General features: G+C 58.0%; 25 protein-coding genes. 13 read left to right on the top strand and 12 right to left on the bottom strand.

Features of this window, described 5'->3' with window-relative positions:
• Positions 1 to 39: 39 nt before the first annotated feature.
• Entirely contained in the window at positions 40 to 735 is a 696-nt protein-coding gene (locus tag AC2FJ6_RS04500) for an NAD-dependent deacylase (protein ID WP_170790434.1), read from the bottom strand.
• Between the two features lie 28 nt (positions 736 to 763).
• Here AC2FJ6_RS04500 and AC2FJ6_RS04495 point away from each other — a divergent pair, with 28 nt between their 5' ends.
• Complete coding sequence (locus AC2FJ6_RS04495; protein ID WP_496668501.1) at positions 764 to 1,207, top strand: low molecular weight protein-tyrosine-phosphatase; 444 nt, start codon at positions 764 to 766, stop codon at positions 1,205 to 1,207.
• Here the strand turns inward: AC2FJ6_RS04495 and AC2FJ6_RS04490 are convergent.
• Both AC2FJ6_RS04490 and AC2FJ6_RS04485 read right to left on the bottom strand, forming a co-directional pair.
• Positions 1,204 to 2,145, bottom strand: coding sequence for a LysR family transcriptional regulator (locus AC2FJ6_RS04490; protein WP_480859825.1), 942 nt, complete (start codon positions 2,143 to 2,145; stop codon positions 1,204 to 1,206). The genes AC2FJ6_RS04495 and AC2FJ6_RS04490 overlap by 4 nt on opposite strands.
• A gap of 66 nt (positions 2,146 to 2,211) precedes the next feature.
• Positions 2,212 to 2,520 (bottom strand): hypothetical protein, encoded by a 309-nt coding sequence (locus AC2FJ6_RS04485; protein ID WP_496668499.1) that lies wholly within the window; start codon positions 2,518 to 2,520, stop codon positions 2,212 to 2,214.
• A gap of 254 nt (positions 2,521 to 2,774) precedes the next feature.
• On the opposite strand from AC2FJ6_RS04485, the gene lepA reads away from it, so the two are divergent.
• The 4 genes from lepA (at position 2,775) to AC2FJ6_RS04465 (ending at position 6,339) form a co-directional block, all read left to right on the top strand.
• A complete protein-coding gene (lepA, locus tag AC2FJ6_RS04480) occupies positions 2,775 to 4,574 on the top strand; it encodes a translation elongation factor 4 (protein ID WP_496668497.1) in 1,800 nt (599 codons plus the stop codon).
• 89 nt (positions 4,575 to 4,663) lie between these two features.
• Positions 4,664 to 5,221 (top strand): hypothetical protein, encoded by a 558-nt coding sequence (locus tag AC2FJ6_RS04475; RefSeq protein ID WP_496668495.1) that lies wholly within the window; start codon positions 4,664 to 4,666, stop codon positions 5,219 to 5,221.
• 237 nt (positions 5,222 to 5,458) lie between these two features.
• Positions 5,459 to 5,773, top strand: coding sequence for a hypothetical protein (locus AC2FJ6_RS04470; RefSeq protein WP_496668493.1), 315 nt, complete (start codon positions 5,459 to 5,461; stop codon positions 5,771 to 5,773).
• A gap of 116 nt (positions 5,774 to 5,889) precedes the next feature.
• A complete protein-coding gene (locus AC2FJ6_RS04465; RefSeq protein WP_496668491.1) occupies positions 5,890 to 6,339 on the top strand; it encodes a hypothetical protein in 450 nt (149 codons plus the stop codon).
• 1,077 nt (positions 6,340 to 7,416) lie between these two features.
• Here AC2FJ6_RS04465 and AC2FJ6_RS04460 read toward each other — a convergent pair.
• The 4 genes from AC2FJ6_RS04460 to AC2FJ6_RS04445 all read right to left on the bottom strand — a co-directional run bounded on the left by AC2FJ6_RS04460 (position 7,417) and on the right by AC2FJ6_RS04445 (position 9,642).
• Positions 7,417 to 7,554, bottom strand: a complete 138-nt coding sequence (locus AC2FJ6_RS04460) for an entericidin A/B family lipoprotein (RefSeq protein ID WP_170770051.1) — start codon at positions 7,552 to 7,554, stop codon at positions 7,417 to 7,419.
• A 74-nt stretch (positions 7,555 to 7,628) separates the two neighbouring features.
• Positions 7,629 to 8,423: an iron chelate uptake ABC transporter family permease subunit gene (locus tag AC2FJ6_RS04455; RefSeq protein ID WP_170770052.1), complete on the bottom strand. Its 795-nt coding sequence runs from the start codon at positions 8,421 to 8,423 to the stop codon at positions 7,629 to 7,631.
• Positions 8,423 to 9,184 carry a metal ABC transporter ATP-binding protein gene (locus AC2FJ6_RS04450; RefSeq protein ID WP_170770053.1) on the bottom strand — a complete coding sequence of 254 codons (762 nt, stop codon included), beginning with the start codon at positions 9,182 to 9,184 and terminating at the stop codon, positions 8,423 to 8,425. The genes AC2FJ6_RS04455 and AC2FJ6_RS04450 overlap by 1 nt, the downstream gene beginning before the upstream one ends.
• On the bottom strand, positions 9,163 to 9,642 hold the full coding sequence (locus AC2FJ6_RS04445) for a Fur family transcriptional regulator (protein WP_170770054.1): 480 nt from the start codon (positions 9,640 to 9,642) through the stop codon (positions 9,163 to 9,165). The genes AC2FJ6_RS04450 and AC2FJ6_RS04445 overlap by 22 nt, the downstream gene beginning before the upstream one ends.
• 93 nt (positions 9,643 to 9,735) lie before the next feature.
• On the opposite strand from AC2FJ6_RS04445, the gene AC2FJ6_RS04440 reads away from it, so the two are divergent.
• Positions 9,736 to 10,857 (top strand): zinc ABC transporter substrate-binding protein, encoded by a 1,122-nt coding sequence (locus AC2FJ6_RS04440; protein WP_170770055.1) that lies wholly within the window; start codon positions 9,736 to 9,738, stop codon positions 10,855 to 10,857.
• Between the two features lie 7 nt (positions 10,858 to 10,864).
• On the opposite strand, the gene AC2FJ6_RS04435 is transcribed toward AC2FJ6_RS04440, so the two are convergent.
• Positions 10,865 to 11,206, bottom strand: coding sequence for an ArsR/SmtB family transcription factor (locus AC2FJ6_RS04435; RefSeq protein WP_170770056.1), 342 nt, complete (start codon positions 11,204 to 11,206; stop codon positions 10,865 to 10,867).
• A 320-nt stretch (positions 11,207 to 11,526) separates the two neighbouring features.
• Between AC2FJ6_RS04435 and AC2FJ6_RS04430 the strand changes: the two genes are divergently transcribed.
• The 6 genes from AC2FJ6_RS04430 (at position 11,527) to AC2FJ6_RS04405 (ending at position 15,275) form a co-directional block, all read left to right on the top strand.
• Positions 11,527 to 12,159, top strand: coding sequence for an ATP-dependent Clp protease proteolytic subunit (locus AC2FJ6_RS04430; RefSeq protein ID WP_170770057.1), 633 nt, complete (start codon positions 11,527 to 11,529; stop codon positions 12,157 to 12,159).
• 135 nt (positions 12,160 to 12,294) lie between these two features.
• Complete coding sequence (clpX, locus tag AC2FJ6_RS04425) at positions 12,295 to 13,560, top strand: ATP-dependent Clp protease ATP-binding subunit ClpX (protein WP_170770058.1); 1,266 nt, start codon at positions 12,295 to 12,297, stop codon at positions 13,558 to 13,560.
• A gap of 62 nt (positions 13,561 to 13,622) precedes the next feature.
• Entirely contained in the window at positions 13,623 to 13,982 is a 360-nt protein-coding gene (locus AC2FJ6_RS04420; protein WP_170770059.1) for a RidA family protein, read from the top strand.
• Positions 13,983 to 14,061: 79 nt separating this feature from the next.
• Complete coding sequence (locus AC2FJ6_RS04415) at positions 14,062 to 14,445, top strand: NADH:ubiquinone oxidoreductase subunit NDUFA12 (protein WP_170770060.1); 384 nt, start codon at positions 14,062 to 14,064, stop codon at positions 14,443 to 14,445.
• Positions 14,446 to 14,457: 12 nt separating this feature from the next.
• Positions 14,458 to 14,907 (top strand): outer membrane lipid asymmetry maintenance protein MlaD, encoded by a 450-nt coding sequence (gene mlaD, locus AC2FJ6_RS04410; RefSeq protein WP_170770061.1) that lies wholly within the window; start codon positions 14,458 to 14,460, stop codon positions 14,905 to 14,907.
• On the top strand, positions 14,907 to 15,275 hold the full coding sequence (locus AC2FJ6_RS04405) for a DUF2155 domain-containing protein (protein WP_170770062.1): 369 nt from the start codon (positions 14,907 to 14,909) through the stop codon (positions 15,273 to 15,275). The genes mlaD and AC2FJ6_RS04405 overlap by 1 nt, the downstream gene beginning before the upstream one ends.
• On the opposite strand, the gene aat is transcribed toward AC2FJ6_RS04405, so the two are convergent.
• The 4 genes from aat to AC2FJ6_RS04385 all read right to left on the bottom strand — a co-directional run bounded on the left by aat (position 15,230) and on the right by AC2FJ6_RS04385 (position 18,456).
• The gene (gene aat / locus AC2FJ6_RS04400; protein WP_170770063.1) at positions 15,230 to 15,862 is read right to left on the bottom strand and encodes a leucyl/phenylalanyl-tRNA--protein transferase; all 633 of its coding nucleotides are present in this window, start codon (positions 15,860 to 15,862) and stop codon (positions 15,230 to 15,232) included. The two genes, AC2FJ6_RS04405 and aat, sit on opposite strands and share 46 nt — an antisense overlap.
• A gap of 48 nt (positions 15,863 to 15,910) precedes the next feature.
• Positions 15,911 to 17,260: an acetyl-CoA carboxylase biotin carboxylase subunit gene (gene accC / locus AC2FJ6_RS04395; protein ID WP_170770064.1), complete on the bottom strand. Its 1,350-nt coding sequence runs from the start codon at positions 17,258 to 17,260 to the stop codon at positions 15,911 to 15,913.
• A gap of 9 nt (positions 17,261 to 17,269) precedes the next feature.
• Positions 17,270 to 17,770 (bottom strand): acetyl-CoA carboxylase biotin carboxyl carrier protein, encoded by a 501-nt coding sequence (gene accB, locus AC2FJ6_RS04390; protein WP_170770065.1) that lies wholly within the window; start codon positions 17,768 to 17,770, stop codon positions 17,270 to 17,272.
• A 149-nt stretch (positions 17,771 to 17,919) separates the two neighbouring features.
• Complete coding sequence (locus AC2FJ6_RS04385; RefSeq protein WP_170770066.1) at positions 17,920 to 18,456, bottom strand: LuxR C-terminal-related transcriptional regulator; 537 nt, start codon at positions 18,454 to 18,456, stop codon at positions 17,920 to 17,922.
• Positions 18,457 to 18,633: 177 nt separating this feature from the next.
• Between AC2FJ6_RS04385 and AC2FJ6_RS04380 the strand changes: the two genes are divergently transcribed.
• Positions 18,634 to 19,929: a helix-turn-helix domain-containing protein gene (locus AC2FJ6_RS04380; protein WP_170770067.1), complete on the top strand. Its 1,296-nt coding sequence runs from the start codon at positions 18,634 to 18,636 to the stop codon at positions 19,927 to 19,929.
• The last annotated feature ends 16 nt before the right edge of the window (positions 19,930 to 19,945 follow it).

Here is a 19,945-nt window from a genome sequence, read left to right as displayed (position 1 = left end):
GTTATTCAGCCCCAAAATAAATCGTTTTTCAACCGCAGGTTAGGAATGTGTCAGCAATCCGTCGACCCACTGCGGCACGATCTGAGTGGCTGGGCCCAGAATGACTTCATCATACCGCGAGGCGCCATCCGAGGGATCAAGGTTTAGTTCAACCGTTCGCGCTCCGGCCAAGGCAGCTTCGTGTACGAATGCAGCTGCCGGGTAGACCTGGCCCGACGTGCCGATTGATGCAAAAACGGTCGCCCCTGCCAAGTGGTCGTAAATGAGGTCCATGTGATACGGCATCTCGCCGAACCAGACCACGTCGGGTCGGGCAGAGGGGGCGGTGCAGGCCGGGCAAACCTCGCCCACGGACATCTCGGGTGGGGCAGTCCAGCGATGATCGCAAGTGGCACAGAGTGCTCCTGCAAGCGTGCCGTGCATGTGCAGGACGTTTTCGGCCCCGCCAGCCTCGTGCAGGTTGTCAACATTCTGGGTGACGATCACAACCTCCGACGGAAAGTCGCGTTGCAGGCGGGCGAGCGCCAGATGGGCGGCGTTGGGCTGCGCTTTGGCAGCCTGAATACGGCGGGCGTTGTAAAAGCCGTGAACCAACGCTGGATCACGTGCAAAGCCCTCGGGCGTGGCGACGTCTTCGATCCGGTGCTGGGACCACAGACCGCCTTCGTCGCGAAATGTGCCCAAACCGCTTTCGGCGGAAATCCCGGCACCTGTCAGAATGACGATCTTTCCCATCTTTGCCTCACGCGCTACACCTTGCCTCATGAGCAACCGTATCCTGTTTGTCTGTCTGGGCAATATCTGCCGTTCTCCTGCCGCCGAAGGTGCTTTTCGTACCCGTGCGCCCCATTTTGTCACCGACAGTGCCGGGACCTCGGGCTGGCATATCGGTGATCCGCCTTATGGGCCGATGCAAAAAGCGGCGCGGGCGCGCGGGATTAAGCTGGACGATCTACGGGCGCGGCAATTCGTGGCCGAGGATTTCCACCGGTTCGATCTGATCATCGGGATGGATGCCGACAACATCGCGAATATCGAGGATCTGCGGCCTGCGGGCAACGACACCCCGGTTCGTTTGCTGACCGATTTTGCACCGCAATCTGGTGCGGACCATGTGCCCGATCCTTACTATACCCGCGATTTCGACGGAGCGCTGGACCTGATCGAAGCGGCCGTCGTAGGCCTTGAGACGCATCTGCGCGCTTAGCCCATCACCTTTAGCCGGCTCTCCAGCCATGGCAGTTGCGATAGCGCCGGGTCCACGATCTGGCTGCGCATCAGGCGGCGCATCATGTCGGCCACCTCTTGCGGGACCTGATCGGACCAGTCAGTGCGGGTGAACAGGGAAATCATCCGCGAGAAATCCCCAAACGGGGCAGGGTGCGCCTCAAGCCCTTCATGGAACCGGGCGGCGCGCATGAACCCCAAGGGCGTGGTGATGGCCCAGCCGAGGCCACGCGCGACCATTGCCATCAGCGCAAGATGCGAGCCGATCTCGAACCGTTCCTCGAACTCTAGCTTCTGGCGGGCCAGATGTGCCTCGATCTGGCGGCTGATAAGCTGTTCACGGGCGTAGCGCAGAAACGGAAGCGTCTGCACCGCATCCTGCGCTCCTTTGGGAGTGACCAGAATGAACGGATCCTGCACCAGCGGGTATTCGGCCACGCCCTCAAGCACTTCACCGGAATGGGCCGAGACGGCCAGGTGCAGGCGCTGTGCCTCGAGTTCGGCAAACAGATCAAGACTGGGCAAGGTGATCAGCTTGAATTTCGAACGCGTCAGGCTGTCGGCCAGCAACGTCGCCAGTCTAGGTGTCAGGTCATTGTCAAAATCGTCGATCAACCCGATGGACAGGGTGGTCAGATGGCCCAGATCCATCACGGTCAACTCGCTCTGAGCCATTTGCAATTCGGCAAGAACGGTCTCGGCGCGGGCCAGAAAGCTGCGCCCGGCCTGCGTCAGCCGCATTGGTCGGCGTCCGTGGTCGACCAGTTCGGTGCCCAATGCGTTTTCCAGATTGCGCAATTGCTGGCTAACCGATGGCTGGCTGAGCCCGGTGATCTCGGCCGCCTGCGCCACCGAACCGGTGCGCGCCAAGGCCTCGAACACTTCAAGTCCCCGCAGAGTAAGCCCTTTCATCACCATCGAACACCTCTTTCATTGCGCCTTTTCTGGGGCGCAGGGCGGGTCAGGTCAAGGATGCTGAGGTGTTTAGCTACAGATCGCCTGCGCCATCTGGCCGAAATTCTGATACCGATCCCAAAGAGCATCATCGCGCGCGCTGCGCGACATCTTCAACTCCTGCGCCTTATGAGGATCAGCGAACCATTTCGAGACGGTCTTTTGGTCGCTGCGCGTCAGCGCCTGATCGGCCACGCGCTGAATGCAACTGCATCGGTCGCGTGTCGCTGCCGAACGGTCGGATGCCAGACATGCCTGTTTGATCTGAGCGGCCCCGACTGCCAGCGGAGTGGTTGCCAAAGACGCAGCGCAGAATGCGATCAGGAGGAACTTTTTCATGCTCGAGCCTCGTTTTTGCCTGCCCGGAGGGGTCTTGCGCCCCTCTCGGCCTTTGGCGGAGTATGAATCAAATAGGGGTGTGGATCAATCGGGCGTTGCAGAATTGTGATGACACAAAATTCGATAAGAACAGTGGCCAAATTATGACCCGCCCTGCTTTGTTATGCGAAGGCGCTTTGTCACTGTGGAATAAGGGCCACGAACGCCTTGTCCCACCTTGACCAGCGCCCGTTTTCCAACCATATCCCGTCGCTATGACAGACCTCGCTCATATCCGCAATTTCTCCATCGTCGCGCATATCGACCATGGCAAATCCACCCTTGCTGACCGGCTCATCCAAGAGACCGGAACAGTCAAGGATCGCGACATGAAGGAACAGCTGCTCGACAGCATGGATATCGAGCGTGAGCGTGGCATCACCATCAAGGCCAACACGGTTCGCATCGACTATACGGCTGATGATGGCGAGACATACGTGCTGAACCTGATCGACACCCCCGGCCACGTGGACTTCGCCTATGAGGTCAGCCGCTCCATGCGCGCGGTCGAGGGCTCTTTGCTGGTGGTGGACTCGACCCAAGGGGTCGAGGCGCAGACGCTGGCGAACGTGTACCAAGCCATCGACGCCGACCACGAAATCGTTCCGGTGCTGAACAAGATCGACTTGCCCGCGTCCGACTGTGACCGCGTGGCCGAACAGATCGAGGATGTGATCGGCATCGACGCGACCGACGCCATTCAGGTCTCGGCTAAGACGGGGCAGGGCATCCACGAAACGCTTGAGGCCATCGTGCAGCAACTGCCCGCACCGCAAGGCAATCTTGACGCACCGCTCAAGGCGATGCTGGTGGATTCGTGGTACGACGCTTATCTGGGCGTCATCGTTCTGGTGCGGATCATGGACGGCACGCTGAAAAAGGGGATGCGGGTCAAGTTCATGTCGAACAACACCCTGCACCATGTCGACCGCGTTGGCGTCTTCCGCCCCGAGATGGAGATGGTCGACAGCCTCGGCCCCGGTGAGATTGGCTTTCTGACCGCTTCAATCAAACAGGTCCGCGATACCCGCGTCGGTGACACCATCACCAATGACCGCAACGGCACTGAAGAAGCTCTGACAGGCTTCAAACCGGCGCAGCCGGTGGTGTTCTGCGGCCTTTTTCCCGTCGACAGTTCCGAATTCGAGGATCTGCGCGACGCGATCGACAAACTGGCGCTGAACGATGCCTCGTTCAGCTTCGAAATGGAAACCTCAGCCGCGTTGGGCTTTGGCTTCCGCTGCGGGTTCCTTGGTCTGTTGCACCTTGAGGTCATCCGTGACCGGATCGAACGTGAATACGATATCGAGCTGATCACCACTGCGCCGTCGGTGATCTATCACGTCTACATGAAAGACGGCGAGATGATCGAGCTGCACAACCCCGCCGACATGCCCGACCCCTCGAAGGTCGACCATATCGAGGAACCGCGCATCAAGGCGACCATTCTGGTGCCCGACGAATACCTCGGCGACGTGTTGAAACTCTGCCAAGACCGCCGCGGCATCCAGCTGGACCTGACCTATGCCGGGTCACGTGCAATGGTTGTATATGATCTGCCCCTCAACGAAGTTGTGTTCGACTTCTATGATCGCCTGAAATCGGTAACAAAAGGTTACGCCAGCTTTGACTACCAGATGACCGGCTACACGCAGGACAATCTGGTCAAGATGTCGGTGCTGGTGAATGACGAACCCGTTGACGCCCTGTCAACCATGGTTCACCGCGACCGGGCCGAGATGCGGGGCAGGGCGATGTGCGAAAAGCTCAAGGACCTGATCCCGCGCCACATGTTCAAAATCCCGATCCAGGCCGCCATCGGAGGCAAGGTCATCGCCCGCGAGACCCTCTCGGCGCTGCGCAAGGACGTGACCGCCAAATGCTACGGAGGCGACGCCACGCGGAAACGCAAACTGCTGGACAAGCAGAAAGCGGGTAAAAAGAAGATGCGCCAGTTCGGGAAGGTGGATATCCCGCAAGAGGCATTTATTTCAGCGTTGAAGATGGACAGCTAGTTCTTTTCATTTTTAGGTGATTCACGATATTTGGGGGAAGAAGATAGGCGTTAACCTAACTCGCCAAAATGCTCATTTGAGGGTTCTTTTTGTCCTTTCCTGGTCCATACACAATAGAATTTGCTGAATTGATTGGCGAAAGAAGCAAGAAGCATGGTTTTGCGTTTGAGGCACTGAGTTCGGTTCCCTCCGTTCAAGCTGGTATCATTCGCTTCGAGTTGGATTCACTGTTGCGAGCAACATATGTTTGTTCATTGCCAGTTTCAGAAAGGGAGGAATTCTGCCGTGAGTTTTTCCACACGGGACATTTTAAGAACCCGAGGACGGGAAAAAGAATAACTGATAGGGCGATGTCCGATATCGCTGGGGGGTGGGTTGAACTTGCATATAGTATGGGATGCGCCATAGCTCATCTGTCCTATTTGCACGATGATGATCCGAGTTCCGACTTTGCTTTGGTTTTAGGAGATTTGTCTGACGAAGTTGAAGCGTATCTAGAAACGTATCATGAACGGCCGATTTCAGGGAACCTGAGGTTGGATACGATTTGGCCCTATTTACCGGCTGTTTTTGAGAAGATTAGCAGAAATATCGAGTACTATCTCGAGGGTTTGGTAGAACAGGAACCACCTGAATACCTTGTGTAACACTTCAACCCAAGTCGCAACCGAACCATAGTTTTCAATCGCTCCACACGGTCGCCGCGCCGATCATCCCCGCAAAACCAAAGGTTTGCCTCCGGCAAACGGGCGGAGCGTTTGCGCCACCCCGCGGGCCGGCGCTGCCCTCGGTTCTGTTGATGGGACAACTGTGACCCAACTCACAGTCTCGCCTTCTCCCTCATGTTAGTGTTGACCCAACGGCAACTTCAGCAGGAACCCTCTATGTCCATGATCCCCTTCATCGCCCTCGGGTCGGCGGGTCTCTATTCCATTGCCATGATCTCGATGAAGTTCTGGTGGAAAATCCCCGGCATTGGGCTGACCCTTCTGATCGTGGCAACCCTGCTGGCCGCCGCAACGTTGGAGCTTGCGGCGCTCCGCGAGGAGCGGTTGGGCATCATATATACCGGCATTCTGGGGGCCGAGGTTGTGCTGATCGCCATCGCCTCGTTCTTCTTGTTCGGTGAAAACTTCTCGATGCGTGAAGGGGTCGGGATTGCTCTGGTCGTTGTCGGAACTGCCTTGGCGTGGGCCTGATTAACGGCGATCTAAACCCTTCATGAAGCTTCCTTTAGAAATGTTGTAACACGTCTGCCTCCTCCCAATCTGTTGAACAGGCCAGCAACGGCCCGGACACAAACGGAGGAGAGACCATGACCAGATTTTTGACTGCCGGAGCAGCCGCTTTGGCCACGAGCCTCACCCTTGCCACCTCAGCCATGGCCGACACGCCCGACCTGCGCGGGACCTGGGTGGGCAGCTATACCACGGTCGGTCCGAACCGGACGACAACCGGCGACGCGCCGCGGTTCAATCAGGCCGAGTGGGTTCTGGATATCCAGAAGCAAAAGGACAACGTGTTCTGGGGGCCCAGCAAGTGGCGTTCCAATGCCACTCAGGACTGGCGGATGCTGGATGCGACCGGCACCATCAGCCTGGATGATCCAACCCGGATCAGCATGGTCGAAAGTTCGGCCAATCCCGAGATCGGTGTGAATGCGCTGATTGATGCCCGCTATGAAGACGGCAAGATCTATGCGGATTTCCGTAGCCTGCGTCGTGGAACGACCTACAGCACCGTTCTGGAACGGCAGGTGAACTGAAGCGACCCTGACTCGGACGGGCTGTAGGGGGTACCGGCTGCTAAGGTATGCCGCGGCGTAGTAGGTAATTCCGGCCGGGTCAGGGCGCTTCTCAGGACTACCCGTCTCCGCAGGGAGGAGGCGGTTCGGGCGGCGGCGCGCCCCACATGCAACAGGCTTTTGGTCCTTTCCGCCAGATACGCGGCGTCTCTTGGCGGCAGGGGATTGGGCCCGCGACCTTCAGCGCGGTGTTGCAGTGGTTCGATGCTGTCGCCCGAGCTCTCTGGTTTTTCAGGTCGAATTGCGCGGTTTGATTCGGATTGGCAACGTGATTCTGCCTCTGCACCTTCAGGAAACCCATTTGCGGGTGCAGAAACGGGTGCGAAGGAGGCCATTTTTCACAGACGGGAGTTTTCCGTACTCAACAGCCCCTCGCGGCTGGGTTTCCAGACTTGTCCACAAATTCATCCCTGCGGATATCAACACTTTATCCACGGCTAATTTTCATGCTGCGGTGCTATTTTCTTGCCGGACTGCGGATCGGATGTAACAGTTTCGTTATCGCCAAGGCCTTTAGGGGTCACGGCGGGACGCAAAGGCCAAAGGGGCTACGCGGATGATGGGGAACTTTCGGGTTTTCCTGTGATCGCAGCGGGTTACCGGCTGGTTTCAAGGTGGTCCGGGCATCATGGTCGGACCGTTTCGAAACCTCTCAGATGGTCAATGCGGGCTGTGATGCGCTTTCAAGAGCGTGGCACGGTGGTCGCGGTTCCTGCGGGGGCCGAGACAACTGGAACGGTGCTTCCCTCGGGTGTGCCGAACCGGCAAGGCGTCAGGAGTGTTCCGCAAGGGCACATGCAAAGACCGCGTCTGCGCACCTGACGCCTTTTCCTTTTCCCAGGCTATTGGGCAATCAGGCTGCCACTTACCTTTCGCCAAATGCGAGAAGGGGTTCTTGTGTGACCACAAGAACCCCAACGTCGTGTCAGATATGCAATGCCGCGTCTATGCACCTGTGGCTCTATTATAGCCACGATATGCTGGATCATTCAACAATATATTGAGGGCGGCAAAGTTCTTGCCCCAAAATGGAGGGGATCAGATGTTTTCCTGAACGTCGCTTGCCGTGTTGGTAATTGCGTCCCCGGCTTTCTCGATATCCCGACCAACGCCTTTTGCAGTTTCGCAGGCGGTCAGGGCCAGCAGGGTCAGTCCAATCAGAGCGGTGCGGATCATCTGTGTCTCCATGGGTGTTTGCTACGCCGTGCCTAGCAGTTTTTCAAAAGCGAAACCAGCGTTTTGCAGCGGAATCAGTCCTTGCGGATGAAAGGGCCAAAAAGCGCGGTCAGCAGGAAGATTATTGCGGCGGCACAGACGATGCTGGGACCCGCCGGTGTGTCGGCCAGATAGGCACCGCCGAGCCCACCCAAAGCGGCGAGGGATCCGATCACGGCGGCGAAAACAGCCATGCTTTCCGGGGTTTTGACCAGCGACCGCGCCCCGGCTGCCGGAATGACCAACAGTGCGGCGATCAGCAGGATGCCAACCACTTTGATTGCGACTGCAACGGCCAGCGCCATGGCGAGGGTCAGCCAAAGCTCCTCGCGTTTGGGGTCGATGCCTGATGCATAGGCCAGATCGGGGTTCAGCGTGGCGACCAGCAAAGCAGACCACCTGAGTGTCATCACTGTCAGGATCAGCGCTCCTCCGATCCAGATGGTGGCAAGGTCCCCTTTGGTCACGGCCAGAATGTCGCCAAACAGAAAAGCGTTCAGGTCAAGACGTACATCTGACAACAGCGCCACCGTCACCAGACCTGCCGCCAGCGCGGTATGTGCGATGACGCCCAGCAAAGTGTCCATGGCAAAACCTTTGCCGCGCAACAACGTTACGGCCAACCCCATTGCAAGGGCCGAGGCCAGGATTGCGGGCAGAAGCGGAAGCGAGAAAGCAAGCGACAGTGCGACCCCAAGGACCGAGGCATGGGCCGTGGCTTCTCCCATATAAGCCATTCGGCGCCAAACGACGAAACAACCCAAAGGGGCCGCGGCGATCGCCACGCCAACACCGGCCAGCGCTGCGCGCACCATGAAGTCATCCAGCATCAATGTGCCTCATCATGCGAGTGATCATGGTCATGCGAATGACTGTGCTGATGCTGGTAGAGCGCCATGGTCCCCTTGGTGCCACTGCCGAACAGCGCACGGTATTCAGGCGCATCAGCAACCGTTCGCGGCGACCCTTCACAGCAGATATGTCCGTTCAGGCACAGAACCCGGTCCGAGGCCGCCATGACCACGTGCAGATCGTGGCTGACCATGACGACCGCACAGCCGATATCGCGGCGCACCTGCTCGATCCGTTGGTAAAAGGCCGCGGCACCCGGTTGATCCAATCCTTGCGTGGCCTCATCCAGCAGAAGCACTTGGGGTTTCTCCAATAGGGCGCGGGCCAGAAGGACACGCTGGAATTGCCCGCCGGACAGTTTGGTCATTTGCCGGTTTCTGAGATCCGGTACACCGGCCAATTCAAGGGCCTGAACCGCCTCTTGCGCCGGGACCCGTCGGGGTAGGCCAAGGAAACGCTGCACGGTCATCGGCAGGGCCGCATCCAAAGCCAGTTTCTGAGGGACATATCCAATGCGCAGGTTTGGCGCACGGTGGACTGTTCCTTCTGCTGGCGGGATGGCACCGATCATGGCGCGCAGCAAGGTCGATTTGCCCGATCCGTTCGGACCGACAATTGTCACGATCTCGGCCTCGGACACCGATGCGTTGACGTTTTCCAGAATTGTGCGCCCATCCACCCGGATCGTCAGGTCCTTGAGAGTGATCAGTGGGGTCGTCACGCCTGTGTTCCAATACATTCCGGGCACAGGCCCTCAGCCTCGACCACGACGCGTTCGATTTGAAAGCCGGATGTGTTTGCAGCAACGCCCAGACGGCCCTGCGTCAGTTCGGTTTCGGTTTCGGCGACCGTTTTGCAAGATCGGCAAATCAGAAAGGCTGGTACGTGATCATGGGTGGGGTGCGCGCATGCTGCATAGGCATTGAGCTGCTCAATGCGGTGGACAAAGCCGTGTTGCACCAGAAAATCCAGTGCCCGATAGGCCACGGGGGGTTGTGACCCCATGCCTTCCGCAGCCAGCACGGCCAGGATGTCATAAGCACCCATAGCCTTGTGTTTTTCCAGCAAAATCTCAAGAACACGCCGTCGAACTGGCGTAAATTGCAAACGTTTTGCTTTGCATTTCGCCTCGGCTTGGGCGAGGGCGGTATGTACGCAATGGGCGTGATCGTGCTGTCTGAAACCGACGGTGCTCATCCGGTGCTCCGAATTATTTTTGGCTTGATATGTTATAACGTCGGGCATATCAAGCGACCTAGAAATGTAATAACATATCATTCGAGGGTAATTATGCGACGGTCAGTTCTTTGTGCTGTGGGCTCTGTGTTGGCAAGTCAGGCGGTCGCCGAACCGCCCAAAGTGGCGGCGGATATTGCGCCTGTTCATTCGTTGGTCGCGCAGGTCATGACCGGTGTTGGAGAGCCCGCGTTGATCATCCCGGCCGGATCTTCGCCGCATGACCACGCCATGCGCCCATCCGAAGCGCGGGCGCTGCAATCGGCCGATGTCGTGTTCTGGGTCGGCGAAGAGCTAACGCCATGGATGGAGAAGCCGCTGGATGCACTGTCTGGCGATGCGCGCCTCGTCACTTTGTTGGATGCGGAAGGTACGGTGCTGTATGAATTCCGCGACGTGGTTGCAGATGACCATCACGATCATGACGAACATGAAGACCACGATGGTCACGATTCGCATGATGAACGCGAAGAACATGACGATCACGCCGGGCATGACGATCACAAAGATCATGAAGAACATGCGGGACATGACGATCATGACGGTCATGACAAAGATGATGAGCACGCGGCGCACGAGGATCATGATGATCACGCCAGCCACGACGATGATCATGACGACCACGCAGACCACGATGACCATGGTCATGATCATGACGGCGTCGACCCGCATGCCTGGCTCGACCCTGCAAACGGGCGTGTTTGGGTCCATGTCATTGCTGAGACGCTGGCCGCGTCAGACCCGGAGAACGCCGCCATTTACAGGGAAAATGCAGAGCGCGCCAATGCGGAGCTGCTTGAGTTAGAAGCCCAGATTGCCACAAAAATCGCTGGGATGCAGGATCACCGGTTTATTACGTTCCACGACGCCTATCAGTATTTCGAAAACCGTTTTGGGCTGCAAACATCCGGCTCCGTAAGTCTCGGCGATGCGTCCAACCCTGGGCCTGCGCGACTGGCCGCGCTGCAAGAGAAGGTAGCAGAGGATTCAATCCAATGTGCCTTCGCCGAACCTCAATACGACACGCGCCTTGTCGAGACAGCGATCGAAGGTTCTGGGGCCGGAGTTTATGAATTGGACCCGCTTGGCGTCGACGTCACCCCCGGAACCGATCATTACTCGGCGATGCTATTGGGGATGGCGCAGGGTTACGTGAATTGTGCCAGCGGGTCCTGAGCCGCGCTCAGGCTGCTTCTTCGGTGCAAAACAGCTCGTAAACAAGTTCCAGCATCCGGCGGGGGCGATCATCTGCCAAACGGTAGAAGATCGCCTTGCCCTCGCGTCGGGGCGCGACCAGCCCCTCAAGACGCAGGCGAGACAGTTGTTGGGACACTGCGGCTTGTCGCGCCGACAAAAGTTCTTCCAGTTCGGTGACCGATTTTTCGCCAGAGACCAAATGGCACAAGATCATCAGCCGCCCTTCGTGGCTAATGGCTTTCAGGAAGTTCGACGCGTCCGTTGCGTTCCCCGCGATCTGTTCGAGGTTCTGAGGTGACATATCCTGTGAAATCTGGAGCAGTGCCATTTATATTTTCCTTGTGGGCCCGGTCGACGGGCGAGTGTTTTCGATTTTCAATGATCTCCGCTGTGCGGAGGCCGTCTGCCTGTATTTTGACCAATTGCCCCCATATGCATGAATCAAAATGACGTGATGGGATGATGCTTGCACATGATTGTGAGGCTCTGTGTGTAAGATGCGTGTTTTTCGAGTCCGAACGGTCTCATTTGCACAAGAAGATACAGAAGTCTTTGGCCCCCCTTGCAGCCCCTCAGTGGCAGCACTAAGACTCGGGTAACGTTTCTTCGGGTATTGTCCCGATCCATAGCAAAGCAGGCAGGTTCCGTATGTTCGATCCCGTTGATACCTATATGAATACGCTCGTCCCCATGGTGGTCGAACAGACAAGCCGTGGCGAACGCGCCTATGATATTTTCTCGCGCCTTCTGAAAGAGCGGATCATTTTCATCAACGGCCCGATCCATGACGGGATGAGCCATTTGATCGTGGCCCAGTTGCTGCATCTTGAGGCCGAGAACCCGAACAAGGAAATCTCGATCTACATTAATTCGCCCGGCGGCGTTGTGACCAGCGGTTTGTCGATCTACGACACAATGCAGTATATCAAGCCGAAATGTTCGACATTGGTGATCGGTCAGGCGGCCTCGATGGGGTCGGTACTGCTGGCCGGGGGCGAGAAGGGGATGCGCTTTTCGCTGCCCAACAGCCGGATCATGGTGCACCAGCCCAGCGGTGGTTATCAGGGTCAGGCTAGCGATATCATGATCCACGCGGCCGAGACGCAAAAGCTGAAGGATCGTCTGTATGACATTTACGTGCGCCATACAGGTCAGACAAAAAAGGCGGTTGAAAAGGCGCTGGACCGTGACAATTTCATGAGCCCGGAAGAAGCAAAAGAATGGGGCCATATCGACGAAATCGTCGAAAATCGTGCAAAAATGGACGGGGACGACGCGTAGGAATCTGTGCCCGTGTTGACCACGTTGGGTACATTTTTGAGATTGTAGCCGCCCCGGTGGTGGCCTAAGCTGCACCAACAAGCGGCAAACGCGGCCCCGGGCGGGGCCGCAGAGACGAAGCCCGAAAGGTATAACATGGCGACGAATTCAGGCGGCGACGGCAAAAATACGCTCTATTGCAGCTTTTGCGGCAAGAGCCAGCATGAGGTGCGCAAGCTGATTGCCGGACCCACAGTATTCATCTGTGACGAATGCGTCGAACTGTGCATGGACATCATCCGCGAAGAGACCAAGGCCAGTGGCCTGAAGTCCAGCGACGGGGTGCCGACGCCCAAGGACATCTGCGAGGTTCTAGACGATTACGTGATCGGTCAGGCCACCGCCAAACGGGTTCTGTCGGTTGCGGTTCACAATCACTACAAACGTCTAAACCATGCTCAGAAAGCGGGCAGCGATATTGAGCTGGCGAAGTCCAACATTCTGCTGATCGGCCCGACCGGCTGCGGAAAGACGCTGCTGGCACAGACGCTGGCGCGTATTCTGGATGTGCCCTTCACCATGGCGGATGCAACGACCCTGACCGAAGCCGGGTATGTGGGCGAGGATGTCGAGAACATCATTCTGAAACTGCTGCAAGCGTCGGAATACAATGTCGAGCGTGCGCAACGCGGCATCGTCTATATTGACGAAGTCGACAAGATCACGCGCAAGTCCGAAAACCCCTCGATCACCCGCGACGTATCGGGTGAGGGCGTGCAGCAAGCGCTTCTGAAACTGATGGAAGGCACAGTGGCCAGCGTTCCGCCGCAGGGCGGACGCAAGCATCCGCAGCAGGAATTCCTGCAGGTGGACACCACCAATATCCTGTTCATCTGCGGTGGCGCATTTGCGGGTCTGGACAAGATCATCGCGCAGCGCGGCAAAGGTTCAGCCATGGGCTTTGGTGCTGATGTGCGTGACAATGATGACCGGGGCGTGGGCGAGATCTTCAAAGATCTTGAGCCCGAAGACCTGTTGAAATTCGGCCTGATCCCGGAATTCGTCGGTCGTCTGCCGGTTCTGGCAACGCTTGAGGATCTGGACGAGGATGCTCTGGTTACGATCCTGACCAAGCCCAAGAACGCGCTGGTCAAGCAATACCAGCGTTTGTTCGAGTTGGAAGATGCCGAGCTGGCCTTTACCGATGACGCACTTAAGGCGATTGCCAAGAAGGCGATCGAACGGAAAACCGGGGCACGTGGTCTGCGCTCGATTCTGGAAGATATCCTGCTGGATACGATGTTCGAACTTCCGGGTCTGAAGAACGTGACCGAAGTTGTGGTCAACGAAGAGGCCGTGACCTCAGAGTCGCAACCGCTGATCATCTATGCGGATGCAGCGGAATCTGCATCGGCCGGGTAAACCGCTTAATTTCAAACACATACGGCGCGGTTTTCCGCGCCGTTTTCTTGTGAGGCGCAGGAATGATCAAACGTATTTCGTCCAGTGGTGAGTTCGAAGCCAAACTCGGATATTGCCGGGCTGTTGTTGCGGATGGCTGGGTCCATGTTGCGGGCACAGTCGGGCAAGGCGATGACGTGGTCGAGCAGTGCCGTTCGGCGCTGACGATCATCGAAAAGGCGCTGGCCGAGGCCGGAGCTGGGTTTGCTGACGTGGTCCGCGTGACGTACATGTTGCCTGACAAGGCCGAGTTCGAACCCTGCTGGCCAATCCTGAGCGAGACATTCGGCGCGAACCCACCGGCGGCAACGATGATCGAATGTGGGTTGATCGACCCGAAATACCGGATTGAAATCGAAGTGGCCGCATATCTGCCGGAATGACAGGTGTGATCCTTGTGAGACTGGACCTTGGCGCGCCTTTGGTCCATATCTGCGGAAACAGAATTGCCGGAGGCAGCCCATGGGTATCCTGAACAATCTCTTGCGAGCCGTGACTTGGTGGAACGGGGCGACCTTGAACACGCAGATCTATACTGCACGCAAGGGTGAGAAGGTTGGCGAAGATGACCAGGGTAACGTCTTTTATCGCAACGCCGATGACAGCAAGCGCTGGGTGATCTTCAATGGTGAGGCCGAGGCCAGCCGCATTGATCCTGACTGGCACGGTTGGCTGCACCGCACGTGGGATGAACCACCGACCGACAAGCCGCTGGCCCATAAATCATGGGAAAAACCGCATCAGGAGAACCTGACGGGCTCGGCGCTGGCATATGCACCGGCTGGGTCGCTGCGCCGCCCGGACCCGATTGAACGTTCCGATTACGAGGCCTGGAGCCCCGAATAAACGAGGCAATTTATGTCGAGCTATAACGTAACCGAAGTCCTAGTTGGCGGCGCTGTTTTAGCCTGTGCCGTTGCGTTTGGCATCTATGCCAGCCAATCCACAGGCCTGTCGCAGGGCGGTACAGGGTACGAACTGGGGGCCTCGTTCCGGTCGCTGGAGGGCGTGGGCGTAGGGACAGATGTGCGCCTTGCCGGGGTTAAAATCGGAACTGTGACGGGGGTAACCCTGAATTCCGATACCTACCGCGCAGATACAACCTTTTCGATATCGGACGGCATTCTGGTGCCTGATGACAGCGCGATCGTGATTTCCTCCGAAGGGCTGCTGGGCGGCAACTTCGTTGAGGTAATGCCTGGTGGTTCGCCCTTTTATTTTGAGCCGGGTGACGAAGTTACCGACACGCAGGGCGCGGTCAGCCTGATCTCTTTGCTGGTTAAATTCGTTGCCGGGGACGGCAGCTGATGCGACGCGCAGCCCTTGTCGCGGCATTGTTGACCGCAACGGGCGTTTCGGCCCAGCAAAAGGTCCAATCCGGGCCGGGCGCGATGTTGCGCGGGTTGGACAAAGTCAGCGGCCAGACCGTGGATATCCAGATGCAAAATGGTCAGACCGAGGCAATCTTTGGTCTGGATGTCGCCTTGGGCGACTGCCGATATCCGGCCGAGAACCCGACCGGTGACGCTTTTGCCTATCTGACGATTTGGGAAAATGGCAAGACAGATCAACTGTTTGACGGTTGGATGATTGCAACGGCTCCGGCGTTGAACGCGCTGGATCACGCGCGCTATGACGTCTGGGTCATCCGTTGTATCACGCCTTCGGCGGATTGATCCAAAGCCGCGACAAAGTCGGCCTCAAGTTTGATTGCCTCTTCCAGTTCCTGCCGGTATTGCGCGCGCGGTATCTCAATCGCGCCCAGCGAGGCCAGGTGCGCTGTCAAAAACTGTGTGTCGAACAGCTGGAATCCAGTTCTTCGCAGCCGGTCAATCAGATAGGCCAACGCGATTTTCGACGCATCCGTACGGCGGGAAAACATGCTCTCACCAAAGAAAGCTGCGCCAAGGGTCACGCCAAAGACGCCGCCAACCAACGCGGATTCGTCCCACACCTCCAGCGAATGCGCATGGCCCGAGCGGTGAAGCTGTTGGTAGAGCCGGTGCAATTCGCTATTGATCCACGTATCTGCGCGGTCGGCACAGCCATCGACCACCGAAGCGAAGTCTTGATTGATGCTGATCGAATATCCGCATTTGCGCATCCGCCGCGCCAGACTGCGAGAAATGTGAAGCCCGTCCAGCGGAAACACGCCGCGAAACTTGGGATCGACCCAGAACAACTCCGGGTCGTCGCGGTGCTCGGCCATCGGAAAAATGCCGATGGAATAGCCATGTAGCAAAAGTTCCGGCGAGAGGCTCATGCAGGACATCCCGCGGTCGAAAGGCCAAGGCCCTTCGACCGGGTTGTGTTAATCGGCCATGTTCTCCGCAAGCCAGTGCTCCAGCCAGTGGATGTTGTAGTCACCGCTGTGGAGATCAGGCTCTTGCAGCAAGGCGTGGAACAGAGGCACGGTGGTGTCGATCCCGTCCACGATCAGCTCGCCCAAAGCACGTTCCAGACGCGCTAGCGCCTCGGCCCGGTCGCGGCCCTGTACGATCAGCTTGGCAATCAACGAGTCGTAGTAGGGCGGGATCGAATAGCCGTCATAGAGCGCCGAATCCATCCGTACGCCCAGACCACCCGGCGCGTGATACGCTGTGATCTTGCCGGGGCAGGGCGAGAAGTTGGGCAGCTTTTCCGCGTTGATCCGAACTTCGATGGCGTGGCCATTGATCTCCAGATCGTCTTGACCAAACGACATGTCTTCGCCGGCCGCCACGCGGATTTGCTCGCGCACAAGATCGACGCCGAAAATGCCCTCGGTCACCGGGTGTTCCACCTGCAGGCGGGTGTTCATTTCGATGAAATAGAACTCGCCGTTTTCGTACAGGAACTCGATTGTACCCGCGCCGATATAGTTGATCTTGGCCACCGCGTCCGCGCAGACCTTTCCGATCTTGGCGCGTTCCTCGGGGGTGATGCATGGCCCGGGGGCCTCTTCAAACACTTTCTGGTGGCGGCGTTGCAGGGAACAATCGCGTTCGCCAAGATGGACCGCCTTGCCCTTGCCGTCGCCAAAGACCTGAATCTCGATATGGCGGGGCGTGGTCAGGTATTTCTCGATATAGACCTCGTCATTGCCAAAGGCAGCCTTGCCTTCGGCACGCGCGGTCATGAAGGCGCTTTCCATCTCATCCGCGTTCATCGCGACTTTCATGCCGCGTCCGCCGCCACCGGCGGTGGCTTTGATGATGACGGGATAGCCAAATTCCTCGCCGATACGTTTGGCGTCTTCCAGCGTGGGGACGCCGCCGTCGGAACCCGGAACGCAAGGCACGCCCAGTTCTTTCATCGTGTCCTTGGCGGTGATCTTGTCACCCATGACGCGGATATGTTCGGCGGTCGGGCCGATGAAAGTTATGCCATGATCTTCTACGATCTGCACGAACTCGGCATTCTCGGAAAGGAAGCCATAGCCGGGATGGATCGCCTGCGCGCCGGTGATCTCGCAGGCTGAGATGATAGCGGGCACGGACAGATAGCTTTGCGGGCTGGGCGGAGGGCCGATGCAAACCGACTCGTCCGCCATGCGAACATGCATCGCGTCGCTGTCGGCTGTCGAATGCACGGCGACCGTCTTAATCCCCATCTCGCGCGCGGCGCGGATGACGCGCAGGGCGATCTCGCCTCGATTGGCAATCAGGATTTTGTCGAACATGGGCCCGCCTTACTCAACGATGACCAGAGGCGTGCCGAATTCCACAGCGTCGCCGTCGCCCACCAAAATACGCTTGATGGTGCCGGATTTCGGCGCATGGATGTGGTTCATGGTTTTCATCGCTTCCACGATCAGCAGCGTGTCGCCCTCGGACACCGACGCACCGACCGAGATAAAGGCAGGCGCGCCCGGTTCGGGCTGCATGTAAACGGTGCCCACCATGGGCGAGGTTACGGCACCGGGGTGGCTGGCGGGGTCTTCGGCTGCCGCAGGGGCTTCGGCCGGAGCAGCAGCAGGTGCGGCTGCTGGGGCAGCAGCGGGGGCTGCTGCCGGGACGGCAACCTGAACAGGAGCGGCTGCGGCTTGGTTCATGCGGCTGACGCGCACGTTCAGGCTGTCTTCTTCGCCATATTCGCGTTTGACCTGCAACTCGGTCAGGTCGTTTTCGCGTAGCAATTCGGCAAGAGCCTTGATGAATGCCACATCCGCTTCGTGTTTAGTGTCTGTCATGAGTGTCCTCGACGGTTCCCCTTGGCCCGTCTGTGCGTTGCGGGCTTTGATCTGATTACGCAGCGTTATAATCTATGCGTCCAGCCATGAAAAGCGCGTCTCGGCCTGTCTGAACCGGGTTTGGTTAAGTTTTCGGTAGGGAAATAAACCTAGAGCGGCATTCCGGAAAGTTTCGCCACCAATTCCGGTAGTTTTCGCGCTCCGAATTTCTCCAGCAGCCGGGCGCGGTACGCTTCGATGGTGCGGTAACTCAGGCCCAGTTCCACGCCGATTTCCTTGGCTGACAGGCCACGGCAGGACAGGATCGCAACCTCGCGCTCGCGCGTGGTCAACTCGACCAGGGGGCGTTCTTCCGAGATGTCGGAAAAGCTCCAGATTCCATGCCGGAATGGGTCGTCCGGCGTTAGGGACCGACCGCGTGCACGGCACCAGAACAGGTCGCCATTGCGCCGCCGCATGACCCGTTCGTCCGTGTAATATCCTGTGTCACGCATCACTTGAAGGCTGCGCGCGCCAATCCGTTCCCAATCCGCGACCGAGGGGTAAAGGTGCAGCAGAGGCATGTTGCGGTACTCGAATTCTTCCCCGCCAAAGGTGCGGGCGAATTGCAAGTTGCACCGTCGGATGATCCGGTTCTCCAGCTCGACAAGGCCGATTGGGGCATATTCGAAGGCGGGGTCGCTCATCCCGCTATGGTGCCGGGATTTTAGTGGGATGAGAAGGGGGAAGGCCGGGAATATGTTCCTGGCTTGACCTGTGATTTTGTTAAGGTTGTAAAGATGGTGGGAAAATTGGACTATAAGTAATAGAAATATATCAAGAGTTCCGAAAATTCCACGGGTAATGACGGGGAAAGTGCAGCTATGAGGGACGCGCTGACAGGAAGTCGAATCCGCGAAAGGCGTCAGATCGCCGGTCTACGTCAGACCGAACTGGCGCGCCGTGTGGGTATTTCGGCTTCTTACCTGAACCTGATCGAACACAATCGCCGCCGGATCGGGGGGAAATTACTGGTCGATATTGCGGCGGCTCTGTCGGTTGAGCCTTCGGTCTTGACGCAGGGGATCGAAGCCACCCTAATCTCGGCCCTGCGTGAGGCTGCGGTAGACGCAGTTGGTCAGCAGGCTGAGGTTGATACGCTTGAGGAATTTGCTGGGCGGTTTCCCGGTTGGGCGGGGGTTCTGGCGCAGATGCACCGCCGGGTGGTTTCGCTGGAACGCACCGTTGAAACCCTGTCCGACCGTCTGACCCATGACCCGCATTTGGCGGCCTCTATGCACGAGGTGCTGTCGACCGCCGCCGCGATTCGGTCCACAGCTGCCATTCTGGCTGAAACACATGAGATTGAGCCTGAATGGCAGGATCGATTCCACCGCAACCTTCATCAGGATGCGGAGAGGTTGGCAGATAGCTCCAAATCGCTGGTGGCTTACCTGGACGACACCGAAACCGCCGATGATCGGCGCGGGGTGCCGCTGGAAGATGTTGAGGCGTTCTTTGAACGTCACGACCATCATTTTCCCGAAATCGAGGCTGGTGCGGACCCTTCAGACTTGGACCTGAGCGGTTTTGATTCGACGGCGGCCCGGACTGTGACCCGCGGGTTTCTGGACGTCTATGCAACCGATGCACGTGCTATGCCTTTGGACGCGGTGAAAGCGGGGCTGGACGGTGCTGAACCAGACCCGCTGAAACTGGCTGCTCAATTCAACGTGGATATCGCGACCGTCCTGCGGCGACTTGCGGCTTTGCCCGAAGGCGTGCTGCGGCGACCGACAGGGCTGGTTATTTGCGATGCATCCGGCAGCATCCTGTTCACCAAATCCGTTCCGGGCTTCGCAATGCCCCGATTTGGCGAGGCCTGCCCCCTTTGGCCCCTGTTTCAGGCACTGAATCGCCCTCTGGTTCCGATCCGTCGCCGGATCGTGCAGCTTGGTCGCTCGGCTGCCGAGTTCGATTGCTTTGCCTACGCGTGGCCGCAAGGGGTCGCAGGCTACGATGATGCGCCTGTTTACCATTCGGTCATGTTGGTCCGGTCGGTTGAAGAGGGCCAGCCCAGTGATCAGGCCGTCGCACGTGTAGGTCCCAGTTGCCGGGTGTGCCCCAACGATGATTGCGCGTCGCGCCGCGAACCATCGATTCTGAGCGAAGGTTTTTGACAGTTTCCCGACAGAC

The organism is Ruegeria sp. CDSA089, from assembly GCF_059612205.1.
The sequence above is the reverse complement of the archived record's forward strand: the minus strand, read 5'-3'. Positions and strand labels throughout refer to the sequence as shown.